General features: G+C 43.2%; 25 protein-coding genes. 17 read left to right on the top strand and 8 right to left on the bottom strand.

What is annotated here, in order from left to right; all coding sequences use genetic code 11:
- Positions 1–96 precede the first annotated feature (96 nt).
- The 3 genes from QZ158_RS03505 to QZ158_RS03495 form a co-directional block, all read right to left on the bottom strand.
- Positions 97–939: a sugar ABC transporter permease gene (locus QZ158_RS03505; protein ID WP_006596980.1), complete on the bottom strand. Its 843-nt coding sequence runs from the start codon at positions 937–939 to the stop codon at positions 97–99.
- A 1-nt stretch (position 940) separates the two neighbouring features.
- The gene (locus tag QZ158_RS03500) at positions 941–2,236 is read right to left on the bottom strand and encodes a sugar ABC transporter permease (RefSeq protein WP_293874814.1); all 1,296 of its coding nucleotides are present in this window, start codon (positions 2,234–2,236) and stop codon (positions 941–943) included.
- 81 nt (positions 2,237–2,317) lie between these two features.
- Entirely contained in the window at positions 2,318–3,574 is a 1,257-nt protein-coding gene (locus QZ158_RS03495; RefSeq protein ID WP_293874812.1) for an extracellular solute-binding protein, read from the bottom strand.
- 473 nt (positions 3,575–4,047) lie between these two features.
- Between QZ158_RS03495 and malQ the strand changes: the two genes are divergently transcribed.
- From malQ to nrdI, 4 genes are all read left to right on the top strand, one after another.
- Positions 4,048–5,565: a 4-alpha-glucanotransferase gene (gene malQ / locus QZ158_RS03490; protein WP_293874810.1), complete on the top strand. Its 1,518-nt coding sequence runs from the start codon at positions 4,048–4,050 to the stop codon at positions 5,563–5,565.
- 22 nt (positions 5,566–5,587) lie between these two features.
- On the top strand, positions 5,588–7,846 hold the full coding sequence (gene glgP / locus QZ158_RS03485) for a glycogen/starch/alpha-glucan family phosphorylase (RefSeq protein ID WP_293874808.1): 2,259 nt from the start codon (positions 5,588–5,590) through the stop codon (positions 7,844–7,846).
- Between the two features lie 173 nt (positions 7,847–8,019).
- A complete protein-coding gene (locus tag QZ158_RS03480; RefSeq protein WP_140814399.1) occupies positions 8,020–8,532 on the top strand; it encodes an ABC transporter permease in 513 nt (170 codons plus the stop codon).
- A gap of 55 nt (positions 8,533–8,587) precedes the next feature.
- Entirely contained in the window at positions 8,588–9,055 is a 468-nt protein-coding gene (gene nrdI / locus QZ158_RS03475; RefSeq protein WP_293874803.1) for a class Ib ribonucleoside-diphosphate reductase assembly flavoprotein NrdI, read from the top strand.
- A 334-nt stretch (positions 9,056–9,389) separates the two neighbouring features.
- On the opposite strand, the gene QZ158_RS03470 is transcribed toward nrdI, so the two are convergent.
- Positions 9,390–9,635: a MarR family transcriptional regulator gene (locus QZ158_RS03470; protein WP_293874801.1), complete on the bottom strand. Its 246-nt coding sequence runs from the start codon at positions 9,633–9,635 to the stop codon at positions 9,390–9,392.
- 166 nt (positions 9,636–9,801) lie between these two features.
- Positions 9,802–11,490: an arginine--tRNA ligase gene (gene argS, locus QZ158_RS03465; RefSeq protein WP_293874799.1), complete on the bottom strand. Its 1,689-nt coding sequence runs from the start codon at positions 11,488–11,490 to the stop codon at positions 9,802–9,804.
- Positions 11,491–11,592: 102 nt separating this feature from the next.
- On the opposite strand from argS, the gene argR reads away from it, so the two are divergent.
- Positions 11,593–12,036 carry an arginine repressor gene (gene argR, locus QZ158_RS03460; RefSeq protein ID WP_048691892.1) on the top strand — a complete coding sequence of 148 codons (444 nt, stop codon included), beginning with the start codon at positions 11,593–11,595 and terminating at the stop codon, positions 12,034–12,036.
- A gap of 106 nt (positions 12,037–12,142) precedes the next feature.
- Positions 12,143–14,686 carry a DNA mismatch repair protein MutS gene (gene mutS, locus QZ158_RS03455; protein ID WP_293874795.1) on the top strand — a complete coding sequence of 848 codons (2,544 nt, stop codon included), beginning with the start codon at positions 12,143–12,145 and terminating at the stop codon, positions 14,684–14,686.
- 232 nt (positions 14,687–14,918) lie between these two features.
- Here the strand turns inward: mutS and QZ158_RS03450 are convergent, their stop codons facing one another.
- Both QZ158_RS03450 and QZ158_RS03445 read right to left on the bottom strand, forming a co-directional pair.
- Positions 14,919–15,377: a DUF3021 domain-containing protein gene (locus tag QZ158_RS03450; protein ID WP_293874793.1), complete on the bottom strand. Its 459-nt coding sequence runs from the start codon at positions 15,375–15,377 to the stop codon at positions 14,919–14,921.
- Positions 15,371–15,811, bottom strand: coding sequence for a LytTR family DNA-binding domain-containing protein (locus QZ158_RS03445; protein ID WP_293874791.1), 441 nt, complete (start codon positions 15,809–15,811; stop codon positions 15,371–15,373). The genes QZ158_RS03450 and QZ158_RS03445 overlap by 7 nt, the downstream gene beginning before the upstream one ends.
- Before the next feature lie 252 nt (positions 15,812–16,063).
- Here QZ158_RS03445 and mutL point away from each other — a divergent pair, with 252 nt between their 5' ends.
- From mutL to QZ158_RS03430, 3 genes are read left to right on the top strand one after another with little or no spacing between them, the layout of a single operon-like run.
- Positions 16,064–18,013, top strand: coding sequence for a DNA mismatch repair endonuclease MutL (gene mutL / locus QZ158_RS03440; RefSeq protein WP_293874789.1), 1,950 nt, complete (start codon positions 16,064–16,066; stop codon positions 18,011–18,013).
- 20 nt (positions 18,014–18,033) lie between these two features.
- Positions 18,034–18,627, top strand: a complete 594-nt coding sequence (gene ruvA, locus QZ158_RS03435; RefSeq protein WP_293874787.1) for a Holliday junction branch migration protein RuvA — start codon at positions 18,034–18,036, stop codon at positions 18,625–18,627.
- A gap of 9 nt (positions 18,628–18,636) precedes the next feature.
- Positions 18,637–19,200 (top strand): DNA-3-methyladenine glycosylase I, encoded by a 564-nt coding sequence (locus tag QZ158_RS03430; RefSeq protein WP_293874785.1) that lies wholly within the window; start codon positions 18,637–18,639, stop codon positions 19,198–19,200.
- Between the two features lie 65 nt (positions 19,201–19,265).
- Here the strand turns inward: QZ158_RS03430 and QZ158_RS03425 are convergent, their stop codons facing one another.
- The gene (locus QZ158_RS03425) at positions 19,266–20,303 is read right to left on the bottom strand and encodes a S66 peptidase family protein (RefSeq protein WP_293874783.1); all 1,038 of its coding nucleotides are present in this window, start codon (positions 20,301–20,303) and stop codon (positions 19,266–19,268) included.
- Positions 20,304–20,678: 375 nt separating this feature from the next.
- Here QZ158_RS03425 and QZ158_RS03420 point away from each other — a divergent pair, with 375 nt between their 5' ends.
- The 8 genes from QZ158_RS03420 to QZ158_RS03385 all read left to right on the top strand — a co-directional run bounded on the left by QZ158_RS03420 (position 20,679) and on the right by QZ158_RS03385 (position 26,193).
- Positions 20,679–21,947, top strand: a complete 1,269-nt coding sequence (locus QZ158_RS03420) for a competence/damage-inducible protein A (RefSeq protein WP_006595397.1) — start codon at positions 20,679–20,681, stop codon at positions 21,945–21,947.
- A gap of 120 nt (positions 21,948–22,067) precedes the next feature.
- The gene (gene recA / locus QZ158_RS03415) at positions 22,068–23,210 is read left to right on the top strand and encodes a recombinase RecA (protein ID WP_006595398.1); all 1,143 of its coding nucleotides are present in this window, start codon (positions 22,068–22,070) and stop codon (positions 23,208–23,210) included.
- An 87-nt stretch (positions 23,211–23,297) separates the two neighbouring features.
- Positions 23,298–23,696 (top strand): transcriptional regulator Spx, encoded by a 399-nt coding sequence (spx, locus tag QZ158_RS03410; RefSeq protein WP_006595399.1) that lies wholly within the window; start codon positions 23,298–23,300, stop codon positions 23,694–23,696.
- 184 nt (positions 23,697–23,880) lie between these two features.
- The gene (locus tag QZ158_RS03405) at positions 23,881–24,474 is read left to right on the top strand and encodes an SP0191 family lipoprotein (RefSeq protein WP_293874777.1); all 594 of its coding nucleotides are present in this window, start codon (positions 23,881–23,883) and stop codon (positions 24,472–24,474) included.
- A gap of 11 nt (positions 24,475–24,485) precedes the next feature.
- Positions 24,486–25,037: a hypothetical protein gene (locus tag QZ158_RS03400; protein WP_293874775.1), complete on the top strand. Its 552-nt coding sequence runs from the start codon at positions 24,486–24,488 to the stop codon at positions 25,035–25,037.
- Between the two features lie 141 nt (positions 25,038–25,178).
- Positions 25,179–25,445 carry an IreB family regulatory phosphoprotein gene (locus QZ158_RS03395; RefSeq protein WP_006597020.1) on the top strand — a complete coding sequence of 89 codons (267 nt, stop codon included), beginning with the start codon at positions 25,179–25,181 and terminating at the stop codon, positions 25,443–25,445.
- Positions 25,445–25,864 (top strand): Holliday junction resolvase RuvX, encoded by a 420-nt coding sequence (gene ruvX, locus QZ158_RS03390; protein ID WP_006595404.1) that lies wholly within the window; start codon positions 25,445–25,447, stop codon positions 25,862–25,864. Before QZ158_RS03395 ends, ruvX begins: the two co-directional genes overlap by 1 nt.
- Positions 25,865–25,881: 17 nt before the next feature.
- A complete protein-coding gene (locus tag QZ158_RS03385) occupies positions 25,882–26,193 on the top strand; it encodes a DUF1292 domain-containing protein (protein ID WP_006595405.1) in 312 nt (103 codons plus the stop codon).
- The last annotated feature ends 261 nt before the right edge of the window (positions 26,194–26,454 follow it).

Below are 26,454 nucleotides of genomic sequence, written 5' to 3'. Positions count from 1 at the left end.
CTTTCCTTAAAGATAAAATTAATGTGACTGGGAGAAAAGCACGAGAGGAGATCTTGTCCTTTTCATCATAGCTGGAAGGTTATAGAAAAGTTTATTTTATCCTTTATCCCCACCAGCTGTCAAGCCTGAAACAAAGTTCTTTTGAAGGAAGAAGAACAGAACACAGATTGGAACTGCAATCAGAATCGCACCTGCCGCAAAGAAGGCAATCTTTTGATTTTTTTGGTCGCTGATAAAGGTTTGAAGACCAACAGCTACCGTGTAATTGATTTCATCGCGAAGCAAGAATTTAGACAAGATGTAGTCTCCAAAAGGTCCCATGAAGGCCCAAAGAGCTTGGACCGCAATCATTGGGCGAACCAATGGAAGGACGATTTGCCAGAAGCGACGGAAGTGTCCAGCACCATCCAATTTTGCAGATTCATCAAGTGAAATTGGGACTGTATCGAAGTAACCTTTCATCAACCAAGCGTTCATTGGGATTCCCCCACCGACATAGAGGAAGATGAGGAACCAGCTGTGGTTCAAGGCATTCAACATCAAGGCCATAACGAAGAAGGCAGTCAAAGCAGCCATGGTAGGGACCATTTGGATAATCAAGAAGAAGACCAAACTTTGCTTACGAGCCAAGAAGTTATAGCGGCTGTAAGCATACCCTGCCAAGGTAATGATGGATGTTTGAGCAACCATGGTAATAATGGCGATGATCAAGGTGTTGAGATACCAAGTACCATATAGGGTATCCGTAAAGAGTTTTTGGAAGTTATCAAAGCTGAGACTGCCACTGAAATCAAGCGTAAAGGCACTGACATTACCAGTTTTGAAGGCTGAAAGAACCGTGATCAACAATGGATAGATGATGATGATGGAAAGGACAACCAAGTAGAGGTAAGTCAAGAAATGATTAAGGCGGCGTTTAAATTGAACTGAATTTTTCATTTTACACATCCTCCATATCAAATGCGTGCAGTTTCTTGAAGGCAATCATCGAGATCGAGATGACAATCAAAGAGATGATCAACGTAACCGCAGCAGCCATTGAGTATTGAGGTGATGAGTTCGTTGTCAATTTATAGATCCAAGAAATCAAGATATCTGTCGAACCAGCATTACCACCAACAGATCCAGGTCCACCATCGTTAAAGAGGTAGATAATGGAGAAGTTGTTAAAGTTGAAGGTGTATTGGCTGATGAGCGTTGGTGCCGCAACCGCCAAAATCATTGGGAAGGTAATGTTGCGGAATTTTTGCCAAGCGTTGGCCCCATCAATATAGGCTGCTTCGTAAAGATCGTTTGGAATAGATTGCAAGATTCCGAGTGTCAAAACGTAAATGTAAGGGAAGCCGAGCCAACCTTGCATCATAATCAAAGCAATCTTCGTCCAGGTAGGATCAGTTTTCCAAGGAATGAGAACCCCATCCAAGAATGGGAAAATCTTCGCAAAGAGTGGAAGGACTTGCGCATTGATGGCCCCGATACTATCGTTGAACATGTTTGAGAAGGTCAAGATCGTAATGAAGGCAGGAACTGCCCAAGGAAGAAGGAAGATAACACCAAAGATGCGTTTTCCTTTAATGAATGGTTGGTTGGCAATAATAGCCGTTAGGATACCAAGAACGATTTGAAGAGTAGAAGCTGCCAAGGCCCAGATCAAGGTCCAGCCCAATACAGATGTAAAGGCAGAACGGAAGGTACTCAAAGTCCACATGTTGGTGAAGTTTTGAAGTCCGATCCAATCAAGGAGCGTAAAGCGAGCTGTATGTTTAAAGTCGTAGTTGGTAAAGGCAATCATCAAGGTAACCAAAACAGGGAAGATGATTGCAAAGGTCATGGCAATATAAGAAGGGATGATCAAGAGATAGGGGAAGCCATTTTCATAGATAGCATTCACCATCTCTTTTAGGGTCTTCGGCACTCGAATCCCGTTATTAATCCGCTTAGCTACAGTACCAGCATCTTTGATATTCAAGGCGTAGAACATCAAATAAACGACGGTGATAATTAAGTGGAAGGCACCACGAATCAAGATAAAAAGAGAATTATCTTTTCCACGGACAGTACCGAGGGTAACTAGTTTAGACAATTCCTCCAAACCAATACCGAAAAAGTAAGCGAGAAAGACAAGTGTTACACCGAGGAAGATGTACCCTTTTGCTTTCTGTTTGTTATAGATTTGTCCCAAGCCAGGAATGAGGGATAACCACATTGCCTTTTTTGAATTTTGTTGTGTTTCCATATCGACTCCTTATAAGTGAGCGACCAGAGGCCACATCACAGCGAAAGGCTGGGAAACACTCCCAGCCCCTTGGGAACTGTATTACTTGCCACCGAATTTTTGTTCGATAGTTTCTTTGATTAATTTAACAGCATCGTCAGCAGCATCTTTAGAAGATTTCTTACCACTTACAGCGTCGAAGAGCATAGTTGCAGCTGGATCCCAAACAGTACTCATTTCAGAGATGTTTGGCATTGGTTGTGCATTTTCAAACTGTTTAACAACGGCAGTTGTCAACTCATCGTTTTTACCAACAGCATACTCACGAGCTTCTGTGTTAGCTGGCACTTCGTTTGTCTTATCGTAGAAAGCTTTTTGTTGATCAGTTGAAGTCAAGAAGTCTACGAATTTTTGAGCTGCTTCAGGGTGGTTAGCACCTGCAGGGATAACCCAAGCTTTACCACCACCGAAGGCAGAGTAAGCTTTTCCATTTGGAAGAGTAGGGATAGTTGCTACACCGTAGTTTACTTTTGCTTCTTTCAATGAAGATGCTTTCCATGGACCATCAATGATGGCAGCTGTCTTACCTTCTTGGAATTGAGTTTGGATGAAGTTTGCAGCGCCTTTAGTGTCTTGCAATCCTTTTGGCCATTTAGCATACCAAGTTTTCGCGTATTCGATACCATCGATCGCACCTTGGTTGTTCAAACCAACATCTTTTGGATCTGTACCATCTTTACCGAAGACGTATCCACCGTTACCTGAAAGAAGTCCATATGCATAGTAGAAGTTTGTCCAGTCAGCAAGGAAGGCAGTGTTTTTACCAGCTTCGCCAGAGAAGTCATACTTGCTGTCTTTTGCCAATTCTTCAAGTTCACCAAATGTTTTTGGAGCTTCTTGTATGAGGTCTTTGTTGTAGTAAAGAACCAATGTTTCGATAACTGCTGGTGCACCGTATACTTTACCACCGTTTGTTACAAGTGATTCAGTTGTTTTGTCAGTCTTGCTGTCTTTGTTCAATTTCACTTCAGCCAATTGACCGTCGTTACCAAGACCACCTACGCGGTCGTATGGTGCCATCATAACGTCTGGAGCTTTACCAGATTGGTTGTCAAGAGACAATTTGTCCAATCCACCAAGAGCGTCACCTGTCTTGATCGTTACTTTTGTTCCACTTTCTTTTTCAAAAGCTTTCGCAGCTTCTTCCATGTAAGCTTTGTAACCATTGTCAACGTAGACTGTCAACTCGTTTTCAGAAGCAGCAGAGTCGTCTTTTTTGCCTCCACAAGCTACCAAAAGAAGTGATGCGAATCCAACTGTACCAAGTACAGCAGCGCTTCGAAGAATTGTGCGTTTCATGATTTATTCCTCCTAAAGAATAAAAATAAGATTATTAGTTGAAAACGTTTTAGACAAACGTTTTCCTTAACACGAATAGTATATCACAGGAAGAAAACGTTTGCAAGTTCTTTGTGCAAAAAAATTTAAAAATTTTTTATCTTCTATTAAATACACACAAATAGTTGACAAGAAAATAAGAAAAGGATAAACTAGGCGTGGGGTGAACCTGCAGAAAAAATCATAAAAGTTTAGGAAACCTCTTGCATAAACCCCAAGAATACTTTATAATGGACACGTAACGCAAACGTTTTCCTTAAACGTTGCATAAAGATGATCTAGGGTCATTTATAAATAGGTTAAATTTTTTTCTATTTCTGACAATTGCACTCTTCCTAACCCTTCTAAAAGTCGGAATGAGAACTGGATTAGAGTAGAAAGTTGGTCTATTTTTCTTCGAAACAAAAAATATTAAACTAAAGGTGGTACCCTCAATGAAAAAACGCCAAAGTGGTGTCTTGATGCACATTTCATCCTTGCCTGGGAAGTATGGAATCGGTTCGTTTGGTCAAGCAGCTTACGATTTTGTCGATTTCCTTGTTCGGACTAAGCAACGGTATTGGCAAATTTTGCCTCTCGGAACAACCAGTTATGGAGATTCTCCTTATCAATCCTTCTCGGCTTTTGCAGGCAACACCCACTTTATTGACTTCGATCTCTTGATCGAGCAAGGGCTCTTGGATGCATCCGATGTCGAAGGTGTTGATTTTGGTCAAGACCCAACAGAAGTAGACTATGCGAAGATCTTCGAACAACGTCGTCCTCTTCTAGAAAAAGCGGTTAAAGCTTTTATTGAAAACGGTGATTGGGATGACTTCAGCCGTTTTGCTGAAGAAAATGCAGCTTGGTTGGAATTATTTGCTGAATACATGGCTATTAAAGAGCACTTTGAATTAAAAGCATGGACAGAATGGCCAGACGCTGCGATTCGTGCACGTCAACCGGAAGCCCTTACTTCATACCGCGCTCAATTGGAAGACAAATTGACTTACCATCGAGTAACACAGTATTTCTTCTTCAAACAATGGTTGAAATTGAAAGCATACGCTAACGACAACCATATTGAGATCGTAGGTGATATGCCAATCTACGTAGCGGAAGATTCAAGCGATATGTGGGCAAATCCTCATCTCTTTAAAACAGATGAAAATGGAAAAGCAACCTGCATCGCAGGATGCCCACCAGATGAGTTCTCAGCAACTGGTCAGCTTTGGGGCAACCCAATCTATGACTGGGAAGCAATGGACAAAGATGGTTACAAATGGTGGATTGAACGCTTGCGTGAGAGCTTCAAGATCTACGACATCGTGCGGATCGACCACTTCCGTGGTTTTGAATCTTACTGGGAAATCCCAGCTGGTTCTGATACAGCAGCACCAGGTAAATGGGTCAAAGGTCCTGGCTACAAACTCTTTGCCGCAGTGAAAGAAGAACTCGGTGATTTGAACATCATCGCAGAAGACCTTGGCTTCATGACGGACGAAGTCATTGAGCTTCGTGAGCGCACAGGCTTCCCAGGCATGAAGATTCTTCAATTTGCCTTCAATCCTGATGATGAAAGTATCGACAGCCCTCACTTAGCGCCAAATAACTCTGTTATGTACACTGGTACACATGATAACAACACGGTTCTTGGATGGTACCGCAATGAAATTGACGATCCAACTCGTGAGTACCTTGCTCGTTACACCAACCGTAAAGAATACGAATCTGTTCCACATGCGATGCTTCGTACCGTCTTTGCTTCAGTCAGCTTTATGGCCATCGCTACCATGCAAGATTTGTTAGAGTTGGATGGCTCAGCTCGTATGAACTTCCCATCTACCCTTGGTGGCAACTGGGCATGGCGGATGACAGCGGATCAATTGACTCCTGCTGTTGAGCAAGAATTGCTTGATTTCACGACCATCTATCGTCGTATCAATGAAAATTTAGTAGAATTAAAGAAATAAGACATTATCAGGAGACAAAAAAATGTTACCATTAAAAGAATTTGTACAAAAACGTTACAATAAATCTATCGCAGAATGTAGCAACGAAGAGCTTTACCTTGCTCTTCTTAACTACAGCAAACTTGCAAGCAGCCAAAAACCAGTCAACACTGGTAAGAAAAAAGTTTACTATATCTCAGCTGAGTTCTTGATTGGTAAACTCTTGTCAAACAACTTGATTAACCTTGGTCTTTATGACGAAGTTAAAAAAGAACTTGCTGATGCAGGTAAAGAGTTGATCGAAATCGAAGAAGTAGAATTGGAACCATCACTTGGTAACGGTGGTTTGGGACGTTTGGCAGCCTGCTTTATCGACTCAATCGCTACACTTGGTTTGAATGGTGACGGTGTTGGTTTGAACTACCACTTCGGTCTTTTCCAACAAGTTCTTAAAAACAACCAACAAGAAACAATTCCTAACGCTTGGTTGACTGACCAAAACTGGTTGGTTCGCTCAAGCCGTAGCTACCAAGTACCATTTGCACACTTTACATTGACATCTACTCTTTACGATATCGATGTACCTGGTTACAAAACAGCTACTAAAAACCGCTTGCGTTTGTTTGACTTGGATTCAGTTGATTCTTCTATCATTGAAGATGGCATTAACTTTGATAAGACAGACATCGCTCGCAACTTGACTCTTTTCCTTTACCCAGACGATAGCGACAAACAAGGTGAATTGCTCCGTATCTTCCAACAATACTTCATGGTTTCAAACGGTGCACAATTGATCATCGATGAAGCAATCGAAAAAGGAAGCAACTTGCATGACCTTGCGGACTACGCAGTTGTACAAATCAACGATACTCACCCATCAATGGTGATTCCTGAATTGATCCGTCTTTTGACTGAACGTGGTATCGAACTTGATGAAGCAATCTCTATCGTTCGTAGCATGACTGCCTACACAAACCACACAATCCTTGCTGAAGCCCTTGAAAAATGGCCTCTTGAATTCTTGGAAGAAGTGGTTCCTCACTTGGTACCAATCATCAAAGAATTGGACCGTCGTGTTCGTGCTGAATACAAAGATCCAGCTGTTCAAATCATTGATGAAAACGATCGTGTACACATGGCCCACATGGATATCCACTATGGATACAGCGTAAACGGGGTTGCCGCTCTTCACACAGAAATTTTGAAGAACTCTGAGTTGAAAGCTTTCTACGATCTTTACCCAGAAAAATTCAACAACAAAACAAACGGTATCACTTTCCGTCGTTGGCTCATGCATGCTAACCCAAGCTTGTCTCACTACTTGGATGAGATCCTTGGACGCGACTGGCACCACGAAGCTTCTAAATTGGAAGACCTTCTCTCATATGAAGACAAGGCTGCTGTCAAAGAAAAATTGGAAAACATCAAAGCCCACAATAAACGTAAATTGGCTCGTCACTTGAAAGAGCACCAAGGTGTGGAAATCAATACAAACTCTATCTTTGATATCCAAATCAAACGTCTTCACGAGTACAAACGTCAACAAATGAACGCTTTGTATGTGATCCACAAATACCTGGACATCAAGGCTGGTAATATCCCTGCTCGTCCAATCACAGTATTCTTTGGTGGTAAAGCAGCTCCTGCCTACACAATCGCTCAAGACATCATCCACTTGATCCTTTGCTTGTCAGAAGTGATTGCAAACGACCCAGCAGTAGCTCCACACTTGCAAGTCGTAATGGTTGAAAACTACAACGTTACTGCAGCAAGCTTCCTGATCCCAGCATGTGATATCTCAGAACAAATCTCACTTGCTTCTAAAGAAGCTTCAGGTACTGGTAACATGAAATTCATGTTGAACGGAGCTTTGACTCTTGGTACTATGGACGGTGCTAACGTGGAAATCGCTGAGTTGGTTGGAGACGAAAACATCTATATCTTCGGTGAAGATTCAGAAACAGTTATCGACCTTTACGCAAAATCAGCATACAAATCAAGCGAATTCTACGCTCGTGAAGCGATCAAACCATTGGTTGACTTCATCGTCAGCGACGCTGTTCTTGCAGTTGGTAACCAAGAACGTTTGTCTCGCCTTCACAATGAGTTGATCAACAAAGACTGGTTCATGACCCTTCTTGACTTGGAAGACTACATCAAAGTGAAAGAGCAAATGTTGGTTGACTACGAAGACCGTGACGCATGGTTGGATAAAGTCATCGTCAACATTGCTAAAGCAGGATTCTTCTCATCTGACCGTACCATCGCTCAGTACAACGAAGATATCTGGCACTTGAACTAATTTGTTTTCAACATTCTAGAAGTAATATACTTAGAAAGAAGAGCTCCTTTTGAATCATATCCTGATTTAGAGGGAGCTTTTTTAGCACAGGATCGCTGGGAAAATCTAAACTTGCGCTTCCCTAAGGTTCACGTTATAATAAATACTATGGATATTAGAAACGAGGAAATACAATGAAGAAAAATCCAATTTATATGTATGTCTTGCTAGCTCTATCAGCGATGGGAACTCTATTAACTGCTCAGTCCTTCTTTGGATTGGCTAAAGTGGAGCTCACAGATGAAATGGCAGCTTCTTTGAACTTAACCACTGCTCTTGAACGGGAAGAATACAAAGCCTTCCTTGAAAAATTAATCGTAGCCTTACGCGGACCGATTGCTTGGTTGTTGCTATCTCTTTTGATCGCGGGCTTGATTGCAGTTGCCTATTTCTTCCTGTCTAAAAAGGATATTGTTAAGGCGACCTATGCCTATATGGGACAGATTGGTGCCTTTGTCTTAATGAGCTTGCATAATTTCTTGTCTTATCGTTCTTCTATGTCTGTGATCACGTCAGACAAATTGCGGACCTTGTTACAGGCTTCTAGCTTATATGCACTTGTCTTGAGTGTGGTTGTAGCCCTTGTTTACTTGGGAATCCTCCTCTACAAATTGAAAAATAGACCAGCTAGCGACCTTCAAGCTTAGATCATAGCATTAAAAAAATCCTCAAGTCTTGGACAAAGAAGAGGAACTGGTCTGATTGGAGAAGAAAATGAAAGTATGTTTTGTCTATATCAGTTTAAGTGGCAATACTGAAAGTTTTGTTCGTCGCCTCAGTGATTATCTATGGGAGCAGTACTCTGACTTGGTCATTGAAAAAATCCATGTCAAAGACCTAGTCAAAGAAGGGAAGCCCTTCTTTGAAGTCGATACACCTTTTATCACCTTTTTGCCGACCTACCTAGAAGGAGGAAATGGTGTTGATAATGGTGATGTGGAGATTTTAACGACCGATGTAGCAGACTTTATTGCTTACGGAGACAATGCCACTAAATGCTTGGGAGTTGTAGGATCAGGAAATCGCAACTTCAACAATCAATATTGCCTAACGGCCAAGCAGTACAGCCAACGCTTTGGTTTTCCTGTGCTAGCAGACTTTGAGATGCGAGGGATGCTAGGGGATATCAAAAAAGTAGCGGCCATTGTAGAAGATTTGTATCACTTTTAAAATGAGAACCCCCAAGCCTAAGCTTGGGGGTAGATTGAAGATAAAGTCTTCTAAATAACTTTCCTTAGGTGAGTACGGACGTCAGCGAACTTCTGCAAAGTTCCATGACTTAGTTTTGAGCCTAAGGTCTCAAAACTCCCGAGTGCTAGAAACACTATTGTTTCTAGCACTTTTCTCACAGCGGAAAGTTATAGATTTGCTTAAATGATTAATAATAATGAACATTTTTTTGAAAATCATCTAGCTATATTATTTTAAAGATTTGTATTGAAGTACTTTTCTTATCAAAAGAGAAGAGGAGGCGAGAAACTAAATCTCGCCTCCTTTTTGCTGCTTATTTTAATTGATCTGTGATTTCTTTTGAAAGCAAGAGGCCGAGGCGATATTCCTTATTGATGGCGTGGATGACATCGTTGATGTTTTCCGTCGTTTGGATTTGTTCCTTGATGCTTGCCTTGAAGGCTTCATCTTTTAAGAGTTGCTCTTGTAAAATCTTTTGCAGTTTTTCTCTCTCGTATTTATTGATTAAAAAGAGAATGAGCAGACTAACTAAAATAAGAATATAAACAGTTTGATTCATAGGGTTCTCCAAAGGATAAGATAATGGATGAAGGGAAGCGATAATCCCTAAAAATATAGGTGTGTTTAGCATGAGAAAAGGAGTGAGATGGAACTAAATAAGGTTTATTTAGCGATTCCTCTCACCCCTAAAAGAGCTGGTTTCCTATCAAAAAGTAAGGAAGAAATTACATTTTCTCAGGCGCATCTACACCCAATAGACGAAGTGCTTCTTTCAAAACAACTGCTGTTGAGTAGCTAAGAGCAAGGCGGCTATCGCGTTCTGGGCTTTCATCCAAGATACGAGTGTGAGCATAGTACTTGTTGAAGGCTTGAGCCAAGTTGATGGCATATTTAGCAATCAAGGATGGATCATAGTTTTCAGCAGCACGTTTCACGACACGAGCAAAGTCTTGGAGAAGTTTGATGATTTCCCAGCTTTCTGGGTCGCTCAAACTGTAAGTTGCATCTGCAGATGGAGTGAAGTTGGCTTTGCGAAGGATGGATTGGATACGCGCGTATGCGTATTGAACGTATGGTCCAGTTTCTCCTTCGAAGGATACCATGGCTTCAAGGTCAAAGTCATACCCGTTGCGACGGTCAGTCTTCAAGTCGTAGAACTTAACGGCACCAACACCGACTGCATGTGCCACTTCTTCCTTGTTTTCCAATTCAGGATTCTTTTCTTCGATCTGTGCTTTAGCACGAGAGATGGCTTCTTGAAGAGTTGGTTCGAGTAGGATGATATTTCCTTTACGAGTTGACAATTTTTGGCGGTTCTTTGTAACCAAACCAAAGTCAACGTGGATCATATCATCGCTCCAGTCAAATCCCATTTTCTTCAAAACAGCTTTCAACTGACGGAAGTGGTTGGATTGTTCTTGACCTACAGCATAGATGTTTTTCACAAAGTTGTAAGTCCGTGCACGGTAGATAGCAGTGGCGATATCACGCGTGATATAAAGAGTGGCTCCGTCTGATTTCTTAATCATAGCTGGTGGAAGGTTGACATCATCCAACTCAACGATGCTAGCTCCTTTAGATTCTTTCAACAAGCCTTTTTCTTCAAGGATTTGGACAGCTTCATCCATCTTGTCATTGTAGAAAGCTTCTCCGTTTAAGCTGTCAAATTCAACACCGAGGAGTTTGTAGATACGGTTGAATTCTACCAAGCTTTCGTCACGGAACCATTGCCACAATTCAGTTGCTTCTGGATCTCCATCTTCCAATTTCTTGAACCAGAGACGTCCTTCCTCATCCAAAGCAGGATTATTTTCGATTTCGGCATTGATGCGGACATAGAGTTTCAACAATTCATCGATTGGATTAGCTTCGACAGCTTCCTTGCTACCCCATTTTTTATAAGCGACCATCAAGAGACCGAACTGTTTACCCCAGTCTCCCAAGTGGTTGATTTTAATGGTATTGTAGCCCATTTTTTTATAGATGTTTGAAATAGCATCCCCGATAACGGTTGAACGTAGGTGACCAACTGAGAAAGGTTTTGCGATGTTTGGACTAGAAAGGTCGATAGTCACGTTCGCTCCTTGACCTTCTTCTTGTTGTCCATAGGCTGCACCTGCTTGGATAACCGCTTTGATGACTTGGTCAGAGATTTGTGATTTATCTAAGAAGAAGTTTACGTAAGGACCAGTAGCAACGACTTTTTCAAAGTGAGAGGCATCGATTTTTTCCGCAATATCAGCAGCAATCGCTTGAGGAGCTTTGCGTTCGATTTTAGCCAAAGAAAAGGCAGGAAAGGCGATATCTCCGAGGTCTGAAGATTTTGGTTGCTCTAGTAAATTTAAGATAGTTTCTTGGTCTAAGCCTTCAATGACTTTTGCCAATTCACTTGCAATAAGTTCTTTATGATTCATAGTAGCTCCTTTGGTCTTTTGTTACTATTCTATCACAAAATTCGGCCTTTCTTCAAACTTTTTGGTATAATCAAAGTATAATTATTCAAAAGTGGAGCAAAAATGAAAAAAGATGAACGTCAGCTTTTGATTCGAGAAATTATTCAACATGAGAAGTTATCGACGCAAAAAGACATTCAAGACCGCCTAGACCAGAGAGGGGCGGGAGTGACCCAGACCACCTTATCTAGAGATTTACGAGAAATCGGCCTGATCAAGGTAAAAGAAAAGGGTGGCCTCTATTATAAATTAGCAGACGAACCAGATCGAACAGATATTTTTAGACTGATTGCTCAATATGCACAAGTGGTCTCGAGAGCGGAGTTCACACTGGTTGTTCGGACGGAGCTGGGAGAAGCGGCTATTTTAGCCAACGCAGTCGATGAGATTTTGGATGATCAAATCCTTGGTACCGTCGCAGGGGCCAATACCCTCTTAATTGTTTGCAAGGACCAAGAAGTAGCACAAACGGTCCAGCAGACCATTCTCCAACATTCTAGTCACTAGTCAAGGGCGAGGGACCAGTCCATAAAGGGATCGGCCCTCCTTTTATGTCAGTTTAGAGTTGGAGTAAGCACTCAGAATGAATGCAATGATATAGAAAAGGAGCGATATGGCAGCAGAAAAAATATCACCTGGCATGCAGCAATACCTAGATATCAAAAAAGACTATCCGGATGCGTTTTTGCTCTTTCGGATGGGGGATTTTTACGAGCTCTTTTATGAAGATGCCGTCAATGCAGCACAGATTTTAGAGATTTCTTTGACCTCTCGGAATAAAAATGCAGAAAATCCGATTCCCATGGCTGGAGTTCCCTATCATTCGGCCCAGCAGTACATCGATGTTTTGATCGAAAAGGGCTATAAGGTGGCTATTGCAGAGCAGATGGAAGATCCCAAGCAAGCCGTCGGTGTGGTCAAACGGGAAGTGGTCCAAGTCATTACTCCGGGGACCGTTGTTGATTCGACCAAGCCAGACAGCGCCAACAACTTCCTGGTTGCCTTGTCTCATGATGAGACGGACTATGGCCTTGCCTACATGGACCTAGTGACCGGGGAGTTTCAGGTCACCAGTCTGAATGATTTTGCCATGGTCTGTGGGGAGATTCGCAACCTACGGGCGCGGGAGATTGTCCTGACCTACTCCTTGTCAGAAGGTGAAGAAAGAGTCCTTCTTGGCCAAATGAACCTCTTGCTCTCCCCTATCTCAGAAGTGGCGGAGGATGTCCAACTTTTAGGGGCTGACTTGACTCATTTGGAAAGAATAGCGGCAGGAGGCCTGCTCCAATACGTACAGGAAACCCAGAAGCGGGAACTCCATCATATCAAGCCTGCCCATCACTATGAAGTCCGCGATTTCTTGCAGATGGATTATGCGACCAAGGCGAGTTTGGACCTGACAGAAAATGCTCGGACTGGCAAGAAACATGGCAGTCTCTACTGGCTCCTAGATGAAAGCAAGACAGCTATGGGAGGCCGTCTCTTGCGGGCTTGGATCCAGAAGCCTTTGATGGATCGCCATCGGATCGAAGAACGCCAAGAGATTATCCAGGTCTTCTTGGACCATTTCTTTGAGCGAAGCGATCTGGCAGATCGTCTCAAGGGTGTCTATGACATCGAGCGCTTGGCCAGTCGGGTTTCCTTTGGTAAGACCACTCCCAAGGACCTCTTGCAGTTGGGCGAAACCCTACGCCATGTTCCCTTGATCAAGTCGCTCTTGGTCGAGATGGGAGAGCCGGTGCTAGACCTCCTCATCGCCCAGTTAGATGAGCTACCAGAGCTTTGCCGTCTCATCGAAGCTGCGATTGATCCGGATGCCCCGATTGTTCTAACAGAAGGCAATATCATCCGTACCGGCTTTGACCCAACTCTGGACCAGTACCGTGTTGTCCTCAGAGAAGGGACCGGCTGGATTGCAGAGATTGAAGCCAAAGAACGGGAAGCCAGTGGCATCACCGGACTAAAAATTGACTACAATAAAAAAGATGGCTACTATTTCCATGTGACCAATTCCCAATTATCCCGTGTGCCAGCACATTTTTTCCGCAAGGCAACCTTGAAAAATTCTGAGCGCTTTGGGACAGAGGAACTGGCTCGGATTGAAGGGGAGATGCTAGAAGCTCGGGAACAGTCGACTAGCCTAGAGTATGCGATTTTCCTACGGATCAGAGAGGAAGTCGGCAAGTACATTCAGCGCTTGCAGTCCCTAGCCCAAGCCCTAGCAACGGTGGACGTCTTGCAAGGGTTGGCCTGTGTAGCTGAAAGACAACAACTGACCCGGCCAGTCTTTCAAGAGGCGCGTGATATCCGGATTGAGAAGGGGCGTCACCCAGTTGTTGAGAAGGTGATGGGAGCTCAAAGCTACATCCCCAACAGCATTTCTATGGATGCGACCTGTGATATCCAGTTGATTACGGGGCCCAATATGAGCGGGAAGTCCACCTATATGCGCCAGTTGGCCATCATTGTCATTATGGCTCAGATTGGTTCCTTTGTACCGGCTCAGGCTGCGACCCTCCCTCTCTTTGATGCCATTTATACCCGGATTGGGGCTGCAGATGACTTGGTGTCCGGCCAGTCGACCTTTATGGTTGAGATGATGGAGGCTAACAATGCCATTCGCCAAGCGACTCCGTCTTCTCTTATCTTGTTTGATGAGTTGGGACGAGGGACGGCGACCTATGATGGGATGGCCTTGGCTCAAGCCATCATCGAATACATCCATGACCGGACAGGGGCCAAGACGCTCTTTGCCACCCACTACCATGAGTTGACCGACCTGGAGCAGACCCTATCTCGCTTGCGCAATGTCCACGTCGCAACCTTGGAGAAGGATGGCCAAGTGACTTTCTTGCACCGGATTGAAGAGGGACCGGCGGATAAATCCTATGGAATCCATGTGGCCAAGATTGCAGGCCTGCCAAGCGATCTCTTGAAGCGGGCAGATACTATCTTGAGTCAACTAGAAGGCCAAAGTCCAGAAGTGCCAATGGCGACTCAAACACAGCAATCCTCACCAGAGCTTGGAGAACAGTTATCTCTATTTGCAGCAGATGCCTCTCATCCAGTACTAGAAGAATTAAAAACTCTCGATATCTACAACATGACCCCGATGGAAGTCATGATGGCAGTTGCCGAGATGAAAAAGAGAATTTAAAAAACAGTTCATTCGAACTGTTTCAGATTGAAGACAAAGTAATTTTAAAAACTTTCCTTAGGTGAGTACGGACGTCAGCGAACTTCGTAGAAGTTCCATGACTAATCATTGAGCCTAAGGTCTCAATGATTCCGAGTGCCTGAAACACAGTTGTTTCAGGCACTTTTCTCACAGAGGAAAGTTTTTCATCTTCTTGAATGACTAAAAAATAAAAGTCATTTTTTTGAATTCCTCAGGCTTTTCCTTGCAACTGTTGGTTGATCTCTTCTACTTTTTTCTTGTAAATGCGATAAGAAACTGCCCAGATAACCAAGTACACAAGGCTAAACTTTATAATGACGGAGATGTAGAAGCTGATTTGGATTGGGAACCAGCCTCCCAAGGTTGCCAAAGGTAGAAAACCAAAGAGCATCAAAAGGTAGTGGCTGAGGGTCGCACGGAGGAGGCTCCAGTCTTTGTTGAACAGGTTTTTTCCTAAGCTGAAGAGCAAGCCGATGCCAGCCCATATAAGGATACAATAGAGCATGACAAGGGATCCATGCACGTCGTGGGCTTGCATCCATTGTCCAACGCCTGAACTTGGACTGAGAGGCATGTAAGTGGAAGGTGAGTTTAGGAAAGAAAAGACGATAGAGAGGGTAAGGCCGATGAAGATGCCTTTAGAGGCATTCGATAGATGAGTCTTTAACATGATAATTTCTCCTTAATAGCTTTTAAATAGCGACGAGACGAATAGGTGATGGTCCCGTTTTTCAGATTGATTTGGACCGATCCGCTGCTGGTAAAATGCAGGTGATCGATTTCTTTGGTATTGATAATTTCAGATTGGGAAATTTTTAAAAAGTAGATGGGTAAGTCTTCAGAGAGTTGGTAGAGGGGGCCGGTGAGGATGAAGTGGTCATCCTTTGTTTCCCCAACGACTTGACGGTTTTCAATATAGAAACGATGAAACAAGTGGGTCTCTACAAGATAGGTTTCCCCCTCCTTTTTCGCTCGCAAGCGTTCCTTCTGGTCCAATTCCTCTATGAATTGTTGGACTTTCTGGATGCGTTCGCTAGGTTGTGGCCCTGTGATGACTACGCCTTCTTCTTGAAAATGGGGGTCAATGGTAACTGTTACTTTCATACAAATCCCTTCTAACATATTGACGTCAGGTAAGCGATCCGCTAGCAGGACTTCTTGCTTACAAGTCTATTAAACACTTTTTCAGGCATCAAGACAAGGCTTTTCGCATATTCGGTCGGTTTGTCTGTTAATCTGGTAGAAGACGGTATCTTTAATGGAGCTGGAGCACAAGGTTTTATAAAGGGAGGGCTTCCTTGTAGATATGGTATAATAGTTCTACCTATGCGCGTATAAAACATAAGAGGGGAAGCTATGTCACAGATTATCGAATTACCAGAAATTCTAGCCAATCAAATCGCTGCCGGTGAGGTCATCGAGCGCCCTGCTAGTGTGGTCAAGGAACTGGTTGAAAACTCCATCGATGCGGGAGCTAGTCAGATTGTCTTAGAGATCAAAGAAGCTGGCTTAAAGAGCATTCAAATCACGGATAATGGACAAGGGATTGCCCATGAGGAAGTGGAATTAGCCCTTCGTCGCCATGCCACTAGTAAGATCAAGAGTCAAGCCGACCTCTTTCGTATTCGGACACTAGGCTTCCGTGGCGAGGCCTTGCCGTCTATTGCCTCTGTCAGTGTCATGACCATCCTGACGGCTCAGGAAGGAGCTAGTCATGGGACCAAGCTAGAGGTTAAAGGGGGCGAAATCACTTCTCTTGAGCCGGCGACTAGCCCTGTGGGGACTAAAATCACAGTTGAGGACCTCTTTTTCAATACACCAGCCCGCCTCAAATATATGAAGAGCCAACAGGCAGAGTTGTCCCATATCGTCGACATTCTCAACCGCCTGAGTCTGGCCCATCCAGAGATTGCCTTTACCTTGATCAATGACGGCCATGAAATGACACGGACGGCAGGAACGGGGAATCTCCGTCAAGCTATCGCAGGAGTCTACGGCCTCGCTACCGCTAAGAAAATGGTTGCCATCGAGACAGGTGATTTGGACTTTGAAGTGTCGGGCTTCGTCTCTTTGCCAGAATTGACCCGGGCCAATCGCAATTACATTAGTCTCTTTATCAACGGTCGATACATCAAGAATTTCTTGCTCAATCGGGCCATCTTGGATGGCTACGGCAGTAAACTTATGGTCGGACGCTTCCCGATAGCAGTGATTAATATCCAGATTGACCCCTATCTAGCCGATGTCAATGTCCACCCGACCAAGCAAGAGGTGCGCATTTCTAAAGAGCGAGAACTAATGGCCTTGATCTCCCAGGCGATTGCCTCCGCTTTGAAAGAGCAGGATCTGATTCCAGATGCTCTAGAAAATCTAGCTAAGTCGACGCTTCGTCGAACAGAAAAGCCAGTCCAGACCAGCCTCCCTCTAAAAGAAAATAGCCTCTATTACGACCGAGACAAGGGAGACTTCTTTGTCCGCCCAGAGGTCGGGGAATCCCAGCCAAGTGGGGAATTGACCCCAGAGCAAACGGTTCTTTTTGCCCCAGAAGAGGGAAATCAGGAAGCCAAATCACCAGCCATCAAATTCGCGGAGCGAAAGGCGCCTCAGTATGATCAACTTGACCACCCAGAGTTGGATCTAGCTAGTCTAGACAAGGCCTATGATAAGTTGAACGGGGAAGAACATTCGACCTTCCCAGAGTTGGAATATTTTGGTCAGATGCATGGAACCTATCTCTTTGCCCAAGGCAATGGGGGCCTCTACATCATTGACCAGCACGCGGCCCAAGAGCGGGTCAAATACGAAGAATACCGGGAGAGCATCGGGAACGTAGACGGCAGTCAGCAACAACTGCTGGTGCCTTATATCTTTGAATTCCCTGCAGACGATCTGATCCGCCTGCAACAGCGCAAGCACCTTCTAGAAGAAGTGGGCGTCTACTTAGAAGAGTACGGAGCCAACCAGTTGATCTTGCGGGAGCATCCGATCTGGATGAAGGAAGAAGAGATCGAGTCGGGCATCTATGAGATGTGTGACATGCTCCTTTTGACTAAGGAAGTGTCCATCAAGAAATACCGGGCTGAGTTGGCCATCATGATGTCTTGCAAACGCTCCATCAAGGCCAATCACACACTGGACGATTACTCCGCACGTGATCTTATCTACCAACTGTCCCAATGTGACAACCCCTATAACTGCCCTCATGGTCGTCCGGTCTTGGTCAACTTCACCAAGTCGGATATGGAAAAGATGTTCCGACGCATTCAGGAAAATCACACCAGCCTACGGGAATTGGGCAAGTATTAATCAAACAATAAAGGAATCTTATGTACGAATATATTAAAGGAATTTTAACGAAAATCACTGCCAAATACATCGTGGTAGAAACAGCTGGGATCGGCTATCTCTTGCATGTGGCCAATCCCTATGCCTACTCTGGTAAAATGAACCAAGAGGTGCACATCTATCTGCACCAAGTGGTCCGTGAAGACGCCCACCTTCTCTATGGCTTTGCGACCGAAGAAGAGAAACAGCTCTTTTTAAACTTGATCTCAGTCTCTGGGATTGGACCTGTCTCAGCTCTGGCTATCATTGCTGCGGATGACAATGCAGGCCTTGTCCAAGCCATCGAAAGCAAGAACATCACCTACTTGACCAAGTTTCCGAAGATCGGCAAGAAAACAGCCCAACAGATGGTGCTGGACTTGGAAGGTAAGATAAATCTTGATCTAGAAGATGTACCGGCTCAGTCCAAAGCCAAAGTTGCAGAAGAAAATCAAGCCCTGGAAGAAGCTATGGAAGCTATGTTGGCATTGGGCTACAAGGCAACGGAGCTTAAGAAAATCAAGAAATTCTTCGAAGGAACGACCGATACAGCAGAGAACTATATCAAGTCTGCTCTTAAGATGTTGGTGAAATAGGAGGTTCCTATGCCAAAACGCTGTGGCTGGGTCAAAATGACCAATCCGTTATATGTAGCTTACCATGATGAAGAATGGGGTCGGCCCCTCCATGATGACCAGGCGCTTTTTGAGTTGCTCTGTATGGAGACTTATCAGGCCGGTCTATCTTGGGAAACGGTACTCAATAAACGGCAGGCTTTCCGAGAGTCTTTTCATGCTTACCATCTTCAACGCGTCGCAGAGATGACCAACTCTGAACTGGAAACTTTGTTAGACAATCCAGCCATCGTCCGAAATCGTGCCAAGATCTTTGCGACACGGGCCAATGCTCAAGCCTTTCTACAAGTCCAGGAGGAATTTGGATCGTTTGATGCCTATCTTTGGTCTTTTGTCGATGGGAAAACCATCGTCAATGATGTTCCAGATTACCGACAGGCTCCAGTGAAGACAGCTCTTTCTGAGAAGCTAGCCAAGGACCTCAAAAAGCGTGGTTTTAAGTTCACCGGACCAGTCGCAGTTTTATCCTACCTACAAGCAGCAGGCCTGGTCAATGATCATGAGAATGATTGTGAATGGAAAAACGGTGATTAGTGAGTATAGGTAACTAGAGTATCTGAGAATATAGAGAATATAGAAAAAAAGCTGAGAAATTCATCTCAGCTTTCTTTGTTATAATCAAAGCGAATGACTTGCTCCGTTGCATCTACATGGGCATGGACTCCGAAGGGGACAATTGCTCTTGGAGTTGCGTGTCCGAAATTCAGATTATAGACAATCGGGATATTGCTGTCAATGATCTCCAATAGTGCCTCTTTATAGTCGTCATAGAAGGTTTCATCCATAGGTTTTCCGACCAAGAGTCCACTGATGACCGCGAATATGCCCGTGTCCTTTAAAGTCCGCAACATCTTTTTGAAGTCGTCAGGTTCAGGCTTTTCTTCGCTGGTTTCTAGCAAGAGAATCTTTCCTTCCCAGTCTGACAAGTCAGGGAAAAGTTTGTATTTTTGGCAGAGGTCTGTGCTATCTGCGTGTAGAGAGTTGTCAAAAATATCATAGAGAGACTCAAGACAACCACCGAGGATTTCTCCCTCAAATTGAGCATTGCCTTGTAACAAGTCAAAACCCGTATTTGCATGGCTGACACGAGGTGTTCCCAGAGCCTTGGGACTATAATCAGTCCGTTCCTCATACCAAACGTTACTAGGGCGGATTTCTGAGATTCTACCAGTCTCAATTAATTCTTTAAAGTAGTGGCGGCTATATGGCAACATTTCTTTGTCTAACTCACAAATGTCTGCTAAAAAGGATTGCCCGTAAAAAGTCTTGATTCCTAGTTTATGCAACATGAGATGGTTCATGGTCGTATCCGAGAAGCCAAGAAAAATCTTTTGTTTGATAACCTTTTGTAGTTGGTCATTTTCAAAAAGATAAGGTAGCAAGCGATAGGTATCGTTTCCACCGATGGCGCATAAGATCATGTCGATACTATCATCAGAAAATGCCTGAATCAAATCCTCCGCACGAGCTTCGGGATGTTCTTTGATAAAGTCTAAGCCTTTTAGTGAATGAGGTAAAAAGATAGGATTGAGTCCGAGGTCTTTGAGTCGTTGGACTCCCAAGTCCACTTCGTGCTTGACAAAGTCCTCTCCGATAATTCCACTAGATAAACTTATAATACCAATAGTAGAAACCATATCTCATCCTCCTAGAAATAAATTGATGCTATTGTATCACAAAAGATGAGGGGAAACAACAAGAATTAGAGTCAGAAGAAGGCTTTTAGATCAAGAAAGTAGTAAAAAAGCAACCACTCGATATGGTTACTTCAGAATATAGATAAGCTCTATCAACAATAGAAAATAGCCCTTTAGAAGTTGATTGCCACATAGTTAAAACTCTTAGTAATGCTGATGTAATGGTATTTCTAAGAGCTTTTACTTTATACTCTAAGAGAAAAGATTGAAGAAAGTTGTCCAAAAAGGACTTTATCTTCAATCTGATTTTTAAATAATTTAGGAAATTGTGTTAAAATGAGATGAAAATTACGAATAGTATAAGTGGGAGGCACCATGAAGGCGGAAATTATTGCAGTTGGAACAGAAATTCTAACAGGACAAATTGTCAACACCAATGCTCAGTTCTTGTCTGAAAAATTGGCTAGTTTAGGGATTGATGTCTATTATCATGTGGCGGTAGGAGATAATGAAGGTCGTCTCTTCTCGACCATTGAGACAGCTTCAAAACGCAGTGATTTGGTGATTTTATGTGGTGGACTTGGGCCAACAGAGGATGATTTGACCAAGCAAACCCTTGCTAAGTTTTTAGGGAAAGAACTGGTTTTTGATCCAACAGCGCTTGCCAAACTCGACACCTTCTTTGCCAGTCGCCCTGATTATGTACGGACGCCCAATAATGAGCGACAAGCACAATTGATTGCCGGTTCAATCCCCCTTCAAAACCGTACAGGTCTCGCGGTTGGAGGTTTGATTGAAGTCGATGGTGTGACCTATGTCGTTCTACCTGGTCCACCAAGTGAGTTAAAACCCATGGTCAATGAACAATTGGTGCCTCATTTGACAACAGGAGAGCAGCTCTTTTCAAGAGTCTTGCGCTTCTTTGGGATTGGGGAAAGCCAGCTGGTTACGATCCTAGCAGATATCATTGAAAAGCAGAGTGATCCGACGGTGGCCCCTTATGCCAAGACAGGAGAAGTGACCTTGCGTCTGTCTACAAAGGCGAAGGATCAAGCCTCAGCGGATGCGAAGCTCGATGTCTTAGAAAAGGAAATCTTATCACGCCACACCCTGGATCATCAACCCTTGCATGAACTGTTTTACGGTTATGGGGATGACAATTCGATGGCCAAGGTGGCCTTTGATCTCTTGAAAGGGACTGGTAAGACCATTACAGCTGCAGAAAGCCTGACGGCTGGCCTTTTCCAAGCGACTTTGGCAGATTTTTCAGGGGCGTCCAGCATCTTCGCGGGTGGTTTTGTCACCTATAGTCTGGAAGAAAAAAGCAAGATGTTGTCTATTCCAGCTCAAGAGTTAGAGCAACATGGAGTGGTGTCTCACTTTACAGCTCAAGCCATGGCTTCACAGGCCCGTAAGTTAACAGGATCCGATTATGGTGTTAGCTTGACCGGAGTTGCGGGGCCAGATAGTCTAGAAGGGCACCCAGCAGGGACTGTCTTTATCGGACTTGCGACTCCAAATGGAGTGGATAGTGTCCAAGTCAATATCGCTGGACGTAGCCGGGCGGATGTCCGCGAAATTGCAGTCCTTCATGCCTTTAATTTGGTACGCTTGGCTGTATTAAATGGTGAAAATTTGGTATAATGAAGTTCGTGCCAAATGAAGAATAATTCTAAAAATGGATAGGAAATGTGCCTTTCAAAGACCGGAAAACGTCAGTGAGTTGCATGCATTTCCTGTATAGCAAAAACATAGGAGAAAAGAATGGCGAAAAAACAGAAAAAATTAGATGATATCTCGAAGAAATTTGGAGATGAGCGTGAAAAAGCTCTCAATGATGCCCTAAAGTTGATCGAAAAAGACTTTGGTAAAGGATCGATCATGCGTCTGGGCGAACGCGCAGAGCAAAAAGTTCAAGTTATGAGCTCTGGTTCCTTGGCGCTTGATATTGCCTTGGGTGCTGGTGGTTATCCAAAAGGTCGGATCATCGAAATCTATGGTCCAGAATCATCAGGTAAAACAACCGTTGCCCTCCATGCAGTAGCGCAAGCACAGAAAGAAGGTGGCATTGCCGCCTTTATCGATGCCGAGCATGCCTTGGACCCATCCTATGCTGCAGCTCTTGGTGTTAACATTGATGAACTCCTCTTGTCTCAACCAGACTCAGGGGAACAAGGACTTGAAATTGCTGGTAAATTGATTGACTCTGGTGCCGTTGACTTGGTCGTTATCGACTCTGTTGCGGCCTTGGTCCCACGCGCAGAAATCGATGGAGATATCGGTGATAGCCACGTTGGTTTGCAAGCACGGATGATGAGCCAGGCTATGCGTAAGCTTGGAGCTTCGATCAATAAGACCAAGACTATTGCTATCTTTATCAACCAATTGCGTGAAAAAGTTGGGGTTATGTTTGGGAACCCTGAAACCACACCTGGTGGTCGCGCCCTTAAATTCTACGCTTCTGTTCGTCTAGATGTTCGTGGAAATACTCAAATCAAGGGTACTGGGGACCAAAAAGATACCAACGTTGGTAAAGAAACCAAGATCAAGGTTGTGAAAAACAAGGTAGCTCCACCATTCAAGGAAGCTATGGTTGAAATCATGTATGGAGAAGGAATTTCACGTACAGGCGAATTGCTAAAAATTGCAACAGACCTTGATTTGATTCAAAAAGCAGGTGCTTGGTATTCTTATAACGGTGAGAAGATTGGCCAAGGTTCAGAAAATGCTAAGAAGTACTTGGCAGACCATCCAGAAATTTTTGATGAGATTGATCACCAAGTGCGCGTGCGCTTTGGCTTGATCGATGATGACACTGCTGTAGTTGCACAAGATGAAGTAGCTGAAAGCCCACTTGTTGAAGAAGTAACACTAGATCTTGATGATGCCATTGAGATTGAAGAGTAATTTTTTTCAAAATAGGTCGAAAGACTGATGGTTTTTATGGTATAATATACTACAATGTTATTATCGTGTGGCGAAAGGAGTGCATACATGATTAAAATTTACACAGTTTCAAGTTGCACGAGTTGTAAAAAAGCCAAAACTTGGCTAAATGCTCATCAGTTGATCTATAAAGAACAAAACCTTGGTAAAGAAGGAATTACAAAAGAAGAATTACTCGATATTTTGACCAAAACAGAAAATGGGATTGCAAGTATCGTTTCTTCAAAAAACCGGTACGCTAAGAATCTAGGTGTCGATATTGAAGACCTCAGCATGAATGAAGTCATCGATATCATCTTAGAAACACCACGAATCTTGAAAAGTCCTATCCTAGTGGATAACAAGCGGCTTCAAGTTGGTTATAAGGAAGATGATATTCGGGCCTTTTTACCACGTTCTGTACGAAATGTTGAAAATGCGGAGGCTCGCTTAAGAGCAGCCCTATAAGAAACAAGTAGCCAATCGTTTAGCTACTGAGAAGAGTCGAGATGTCAGGATCTCGACTTTTTCTTTTGTATCCGGCCAAAGAATCCACGAAAAAATACTTGTAAGAATGTTTTTGAGGAGGATTCTATGGTACAATACTTCTGTGGGGGAAATCCCTTTATAGAAGCTTATCAAAGGAGAAAACATGAAAAAGAAGCTTATTTGTTTGGGTGTCTTGCTCCTGACGCTGACAGCTTGTGGACAGAAGAAACATGGGAAAACTGATTCTTCCAATGTCCAAAAATCCAACAGTGCTAAAATTGAATCGTTCAATAAAGAAAATCGAAATCTGTTAGAGAAGGCGGAAGAACAGCAAGTTTTTACTAAACACTTTGTCCTTCCAAAAGATGAAAGTGGTATTCGCCAGGAGCAGACCATCACTTATCAAGGGGAACAATTTCAAAAATTGGTCATGGTTAATACCACTCCTGTTAGTGATGAATTGAAAAATGCTATTCAAGAAGTTGGTCTTGAAGAGGTCCAACGATTGATGGTAGAGTCGATGGGTAAGGATGAAAAACTTCAACAGGCGCGGACTCTCCAAGGATTTACCATTGAACTGACTTTGCCAAATGAAAATGAATACCAAACGGTCATCACTTATGATTTCACCCAGTTGGATACTAAAAAAGCGGTCGAGTTAGAGTACTTCAAATCAGCAAATATTGCAGATTTATTGAAACTGACACCAACAGAATATATGAATAATCTACTCCGTAATGGAGCAAAAGAAGAATAAGGAGAAAAAACATGAAAAAATTTCTATTACTAGTCGTTGCTGGATTGCTTATCCTGGTAGGTTGTGGGAATTCTCAATCAAAAGGGGGTAAGTCCTTATCGAAAGATGACGTTGTCACTCGGACCTTTAAGCTTGACAGGGATATCAATGAGGCTGACGAGGTAGCCAAACAGGAAATCACAGTGACCGTATCCTACCAAGGAAAAAAATACAAGAAAGTTTCCATCAAACTGGCGACTCATGTGTCGGATGAATTCAAAGATGAAATCAAGAAGTTGATTGATGCTGAAGATGATAAAGAAGGTGCCAAAGAAGCCTTGATCGAGGGGTATGAAGGAGAAGGTGGCATTGATGAATTGAGAGACTACGATGGGATCACCGTGACATCAGATTGGACAGGTGAAGCAATGGTCTCTGAGATTCAGATTGATCCTGATAAAGTAGACTTCGATGATATTAAAAACAGTGAAGACTTGGGAGAAATTTGCAAAATGATCAAAACCTACTCTCCAACACTCTTCATCAAAAATATGGAAAAGAATGGCTTTAAAGAAATCAAATAAAGCCATTGAAAAATGCAGTAGATCGCTTTCAAAAATAAGTGATAAAAAGTTCAAGAAAGCCCGTAAAATCAATATTTTTCGTTTGAGAAAGTATGGAAATTATGGTATAATAGTATGAATATAAAGAAAGAGGGTGGTATTGTGGGATTTACAGACGAAACAGTACGTTTTAATCTTGACGATTCAAACCGTAAAGAAATTAGTGATACATTAAAGGATGTCTACTTATCTTTGGATGAGAAGGGCTACAATCCAATCAATCAAATCGTAGGTTATGTACTCAGTGGTGATCCTGCTTATGTACCTCGTTATAACAACGCTCGCAACCAAATTCGTAAGTACGAACGAGATGAAATTGTTGAAGAATTGGTTCGTTACTACTTGAAAGGGCAAGGGATTGATCTCTAATGAGAATTATGGGACTAGACGTTGGCTCGAAGACAGTCGGAGTAGCCATCAGTGATCCATTAGGTTTTACTGCTCAAGGTCTGGAGATTATTCAGATTGATGAGGAGAAAGGAGAGTTTGGATTAGACCGTCTCTCTGAACTGGTGAAGGAATACCGGGTTGATCGTTTTGTCGTTGGTTTGCCGAAAAACATGAACAACACAAGCGGTCCTCGAGTGGAAGCAAGTCAAGCTTATGGGAAGCGCCTTGAAGAGTTGTTCAACTTGCCGGTTGAGTATCAGGACGAGCGTTTGACGACTGTTGCCGCAGAGCGGATGCTGATTGAGCAAGCGGATATTAGCCGAAATAAGCGTAAAAAAGTAATTGATAAATTGGCTGCCCAGTTGATTTTGCAAAATTATTTAGATCGAAAATTTTAGAAAAAAGAGGAAATAAGATGGCACACAATCATGATCATGATCACAACCATGACGAACGCGAATTGATTACGTTGGTAGATGAGCAAGGAAACGAAACCTTGTTTGAAATCCTTTTGACCATTGATGGAAAAGAAGAATTTGGTAAAAACTATGTTCTTTTGATTCCTGCAAATGCAGAAGAAGATGAAAACGGTGAAGTAGAAATCCAAGCATACTCATTTACTGAAAACGAAGACGGAACAGAAGGCGACCTTCAACCAATCCCAGAAGATTCAGATGATGAATGGAACATGATTGAAGAAGTCTTCAACAGCTTTATGGAGGAGTAAAAACATCCAGTGGATGTTTTTAGCCTTGCGCTGGAAATGAAAACCGCAAGTAAGTCTGGGAGACTGTATCACCTCAACTCCTAGAAACTAGAGAGTTGAAATGTTCAGTGAACATTTTTACCCTTGCGCTAGAAACAAGGACCGCAAGTAAGTCCGGAGGACGTTTTTAGCCTAGCTTCTAAAAATATTGGAAGTGAAATAACAAACAAAGAAATAGCAGAGCGTGAGCCAGCAACAAGGCTTGATCGCTCTTTTCTTTTA

The sequence above is a fragment of the Streptococcus sp. A12 genome (genome assembly GCF_905372335.1).
Lineage (GTDB): Bacteria > Bacillota > Bacilli > Lactobacillales > Streptococcaceae > Streptococcus.
The sequence above is the reverse complement of the archived record's forward strand: the minus strand, read 5'-3'. Positions and strand labels throughout refer to the sequence as shown.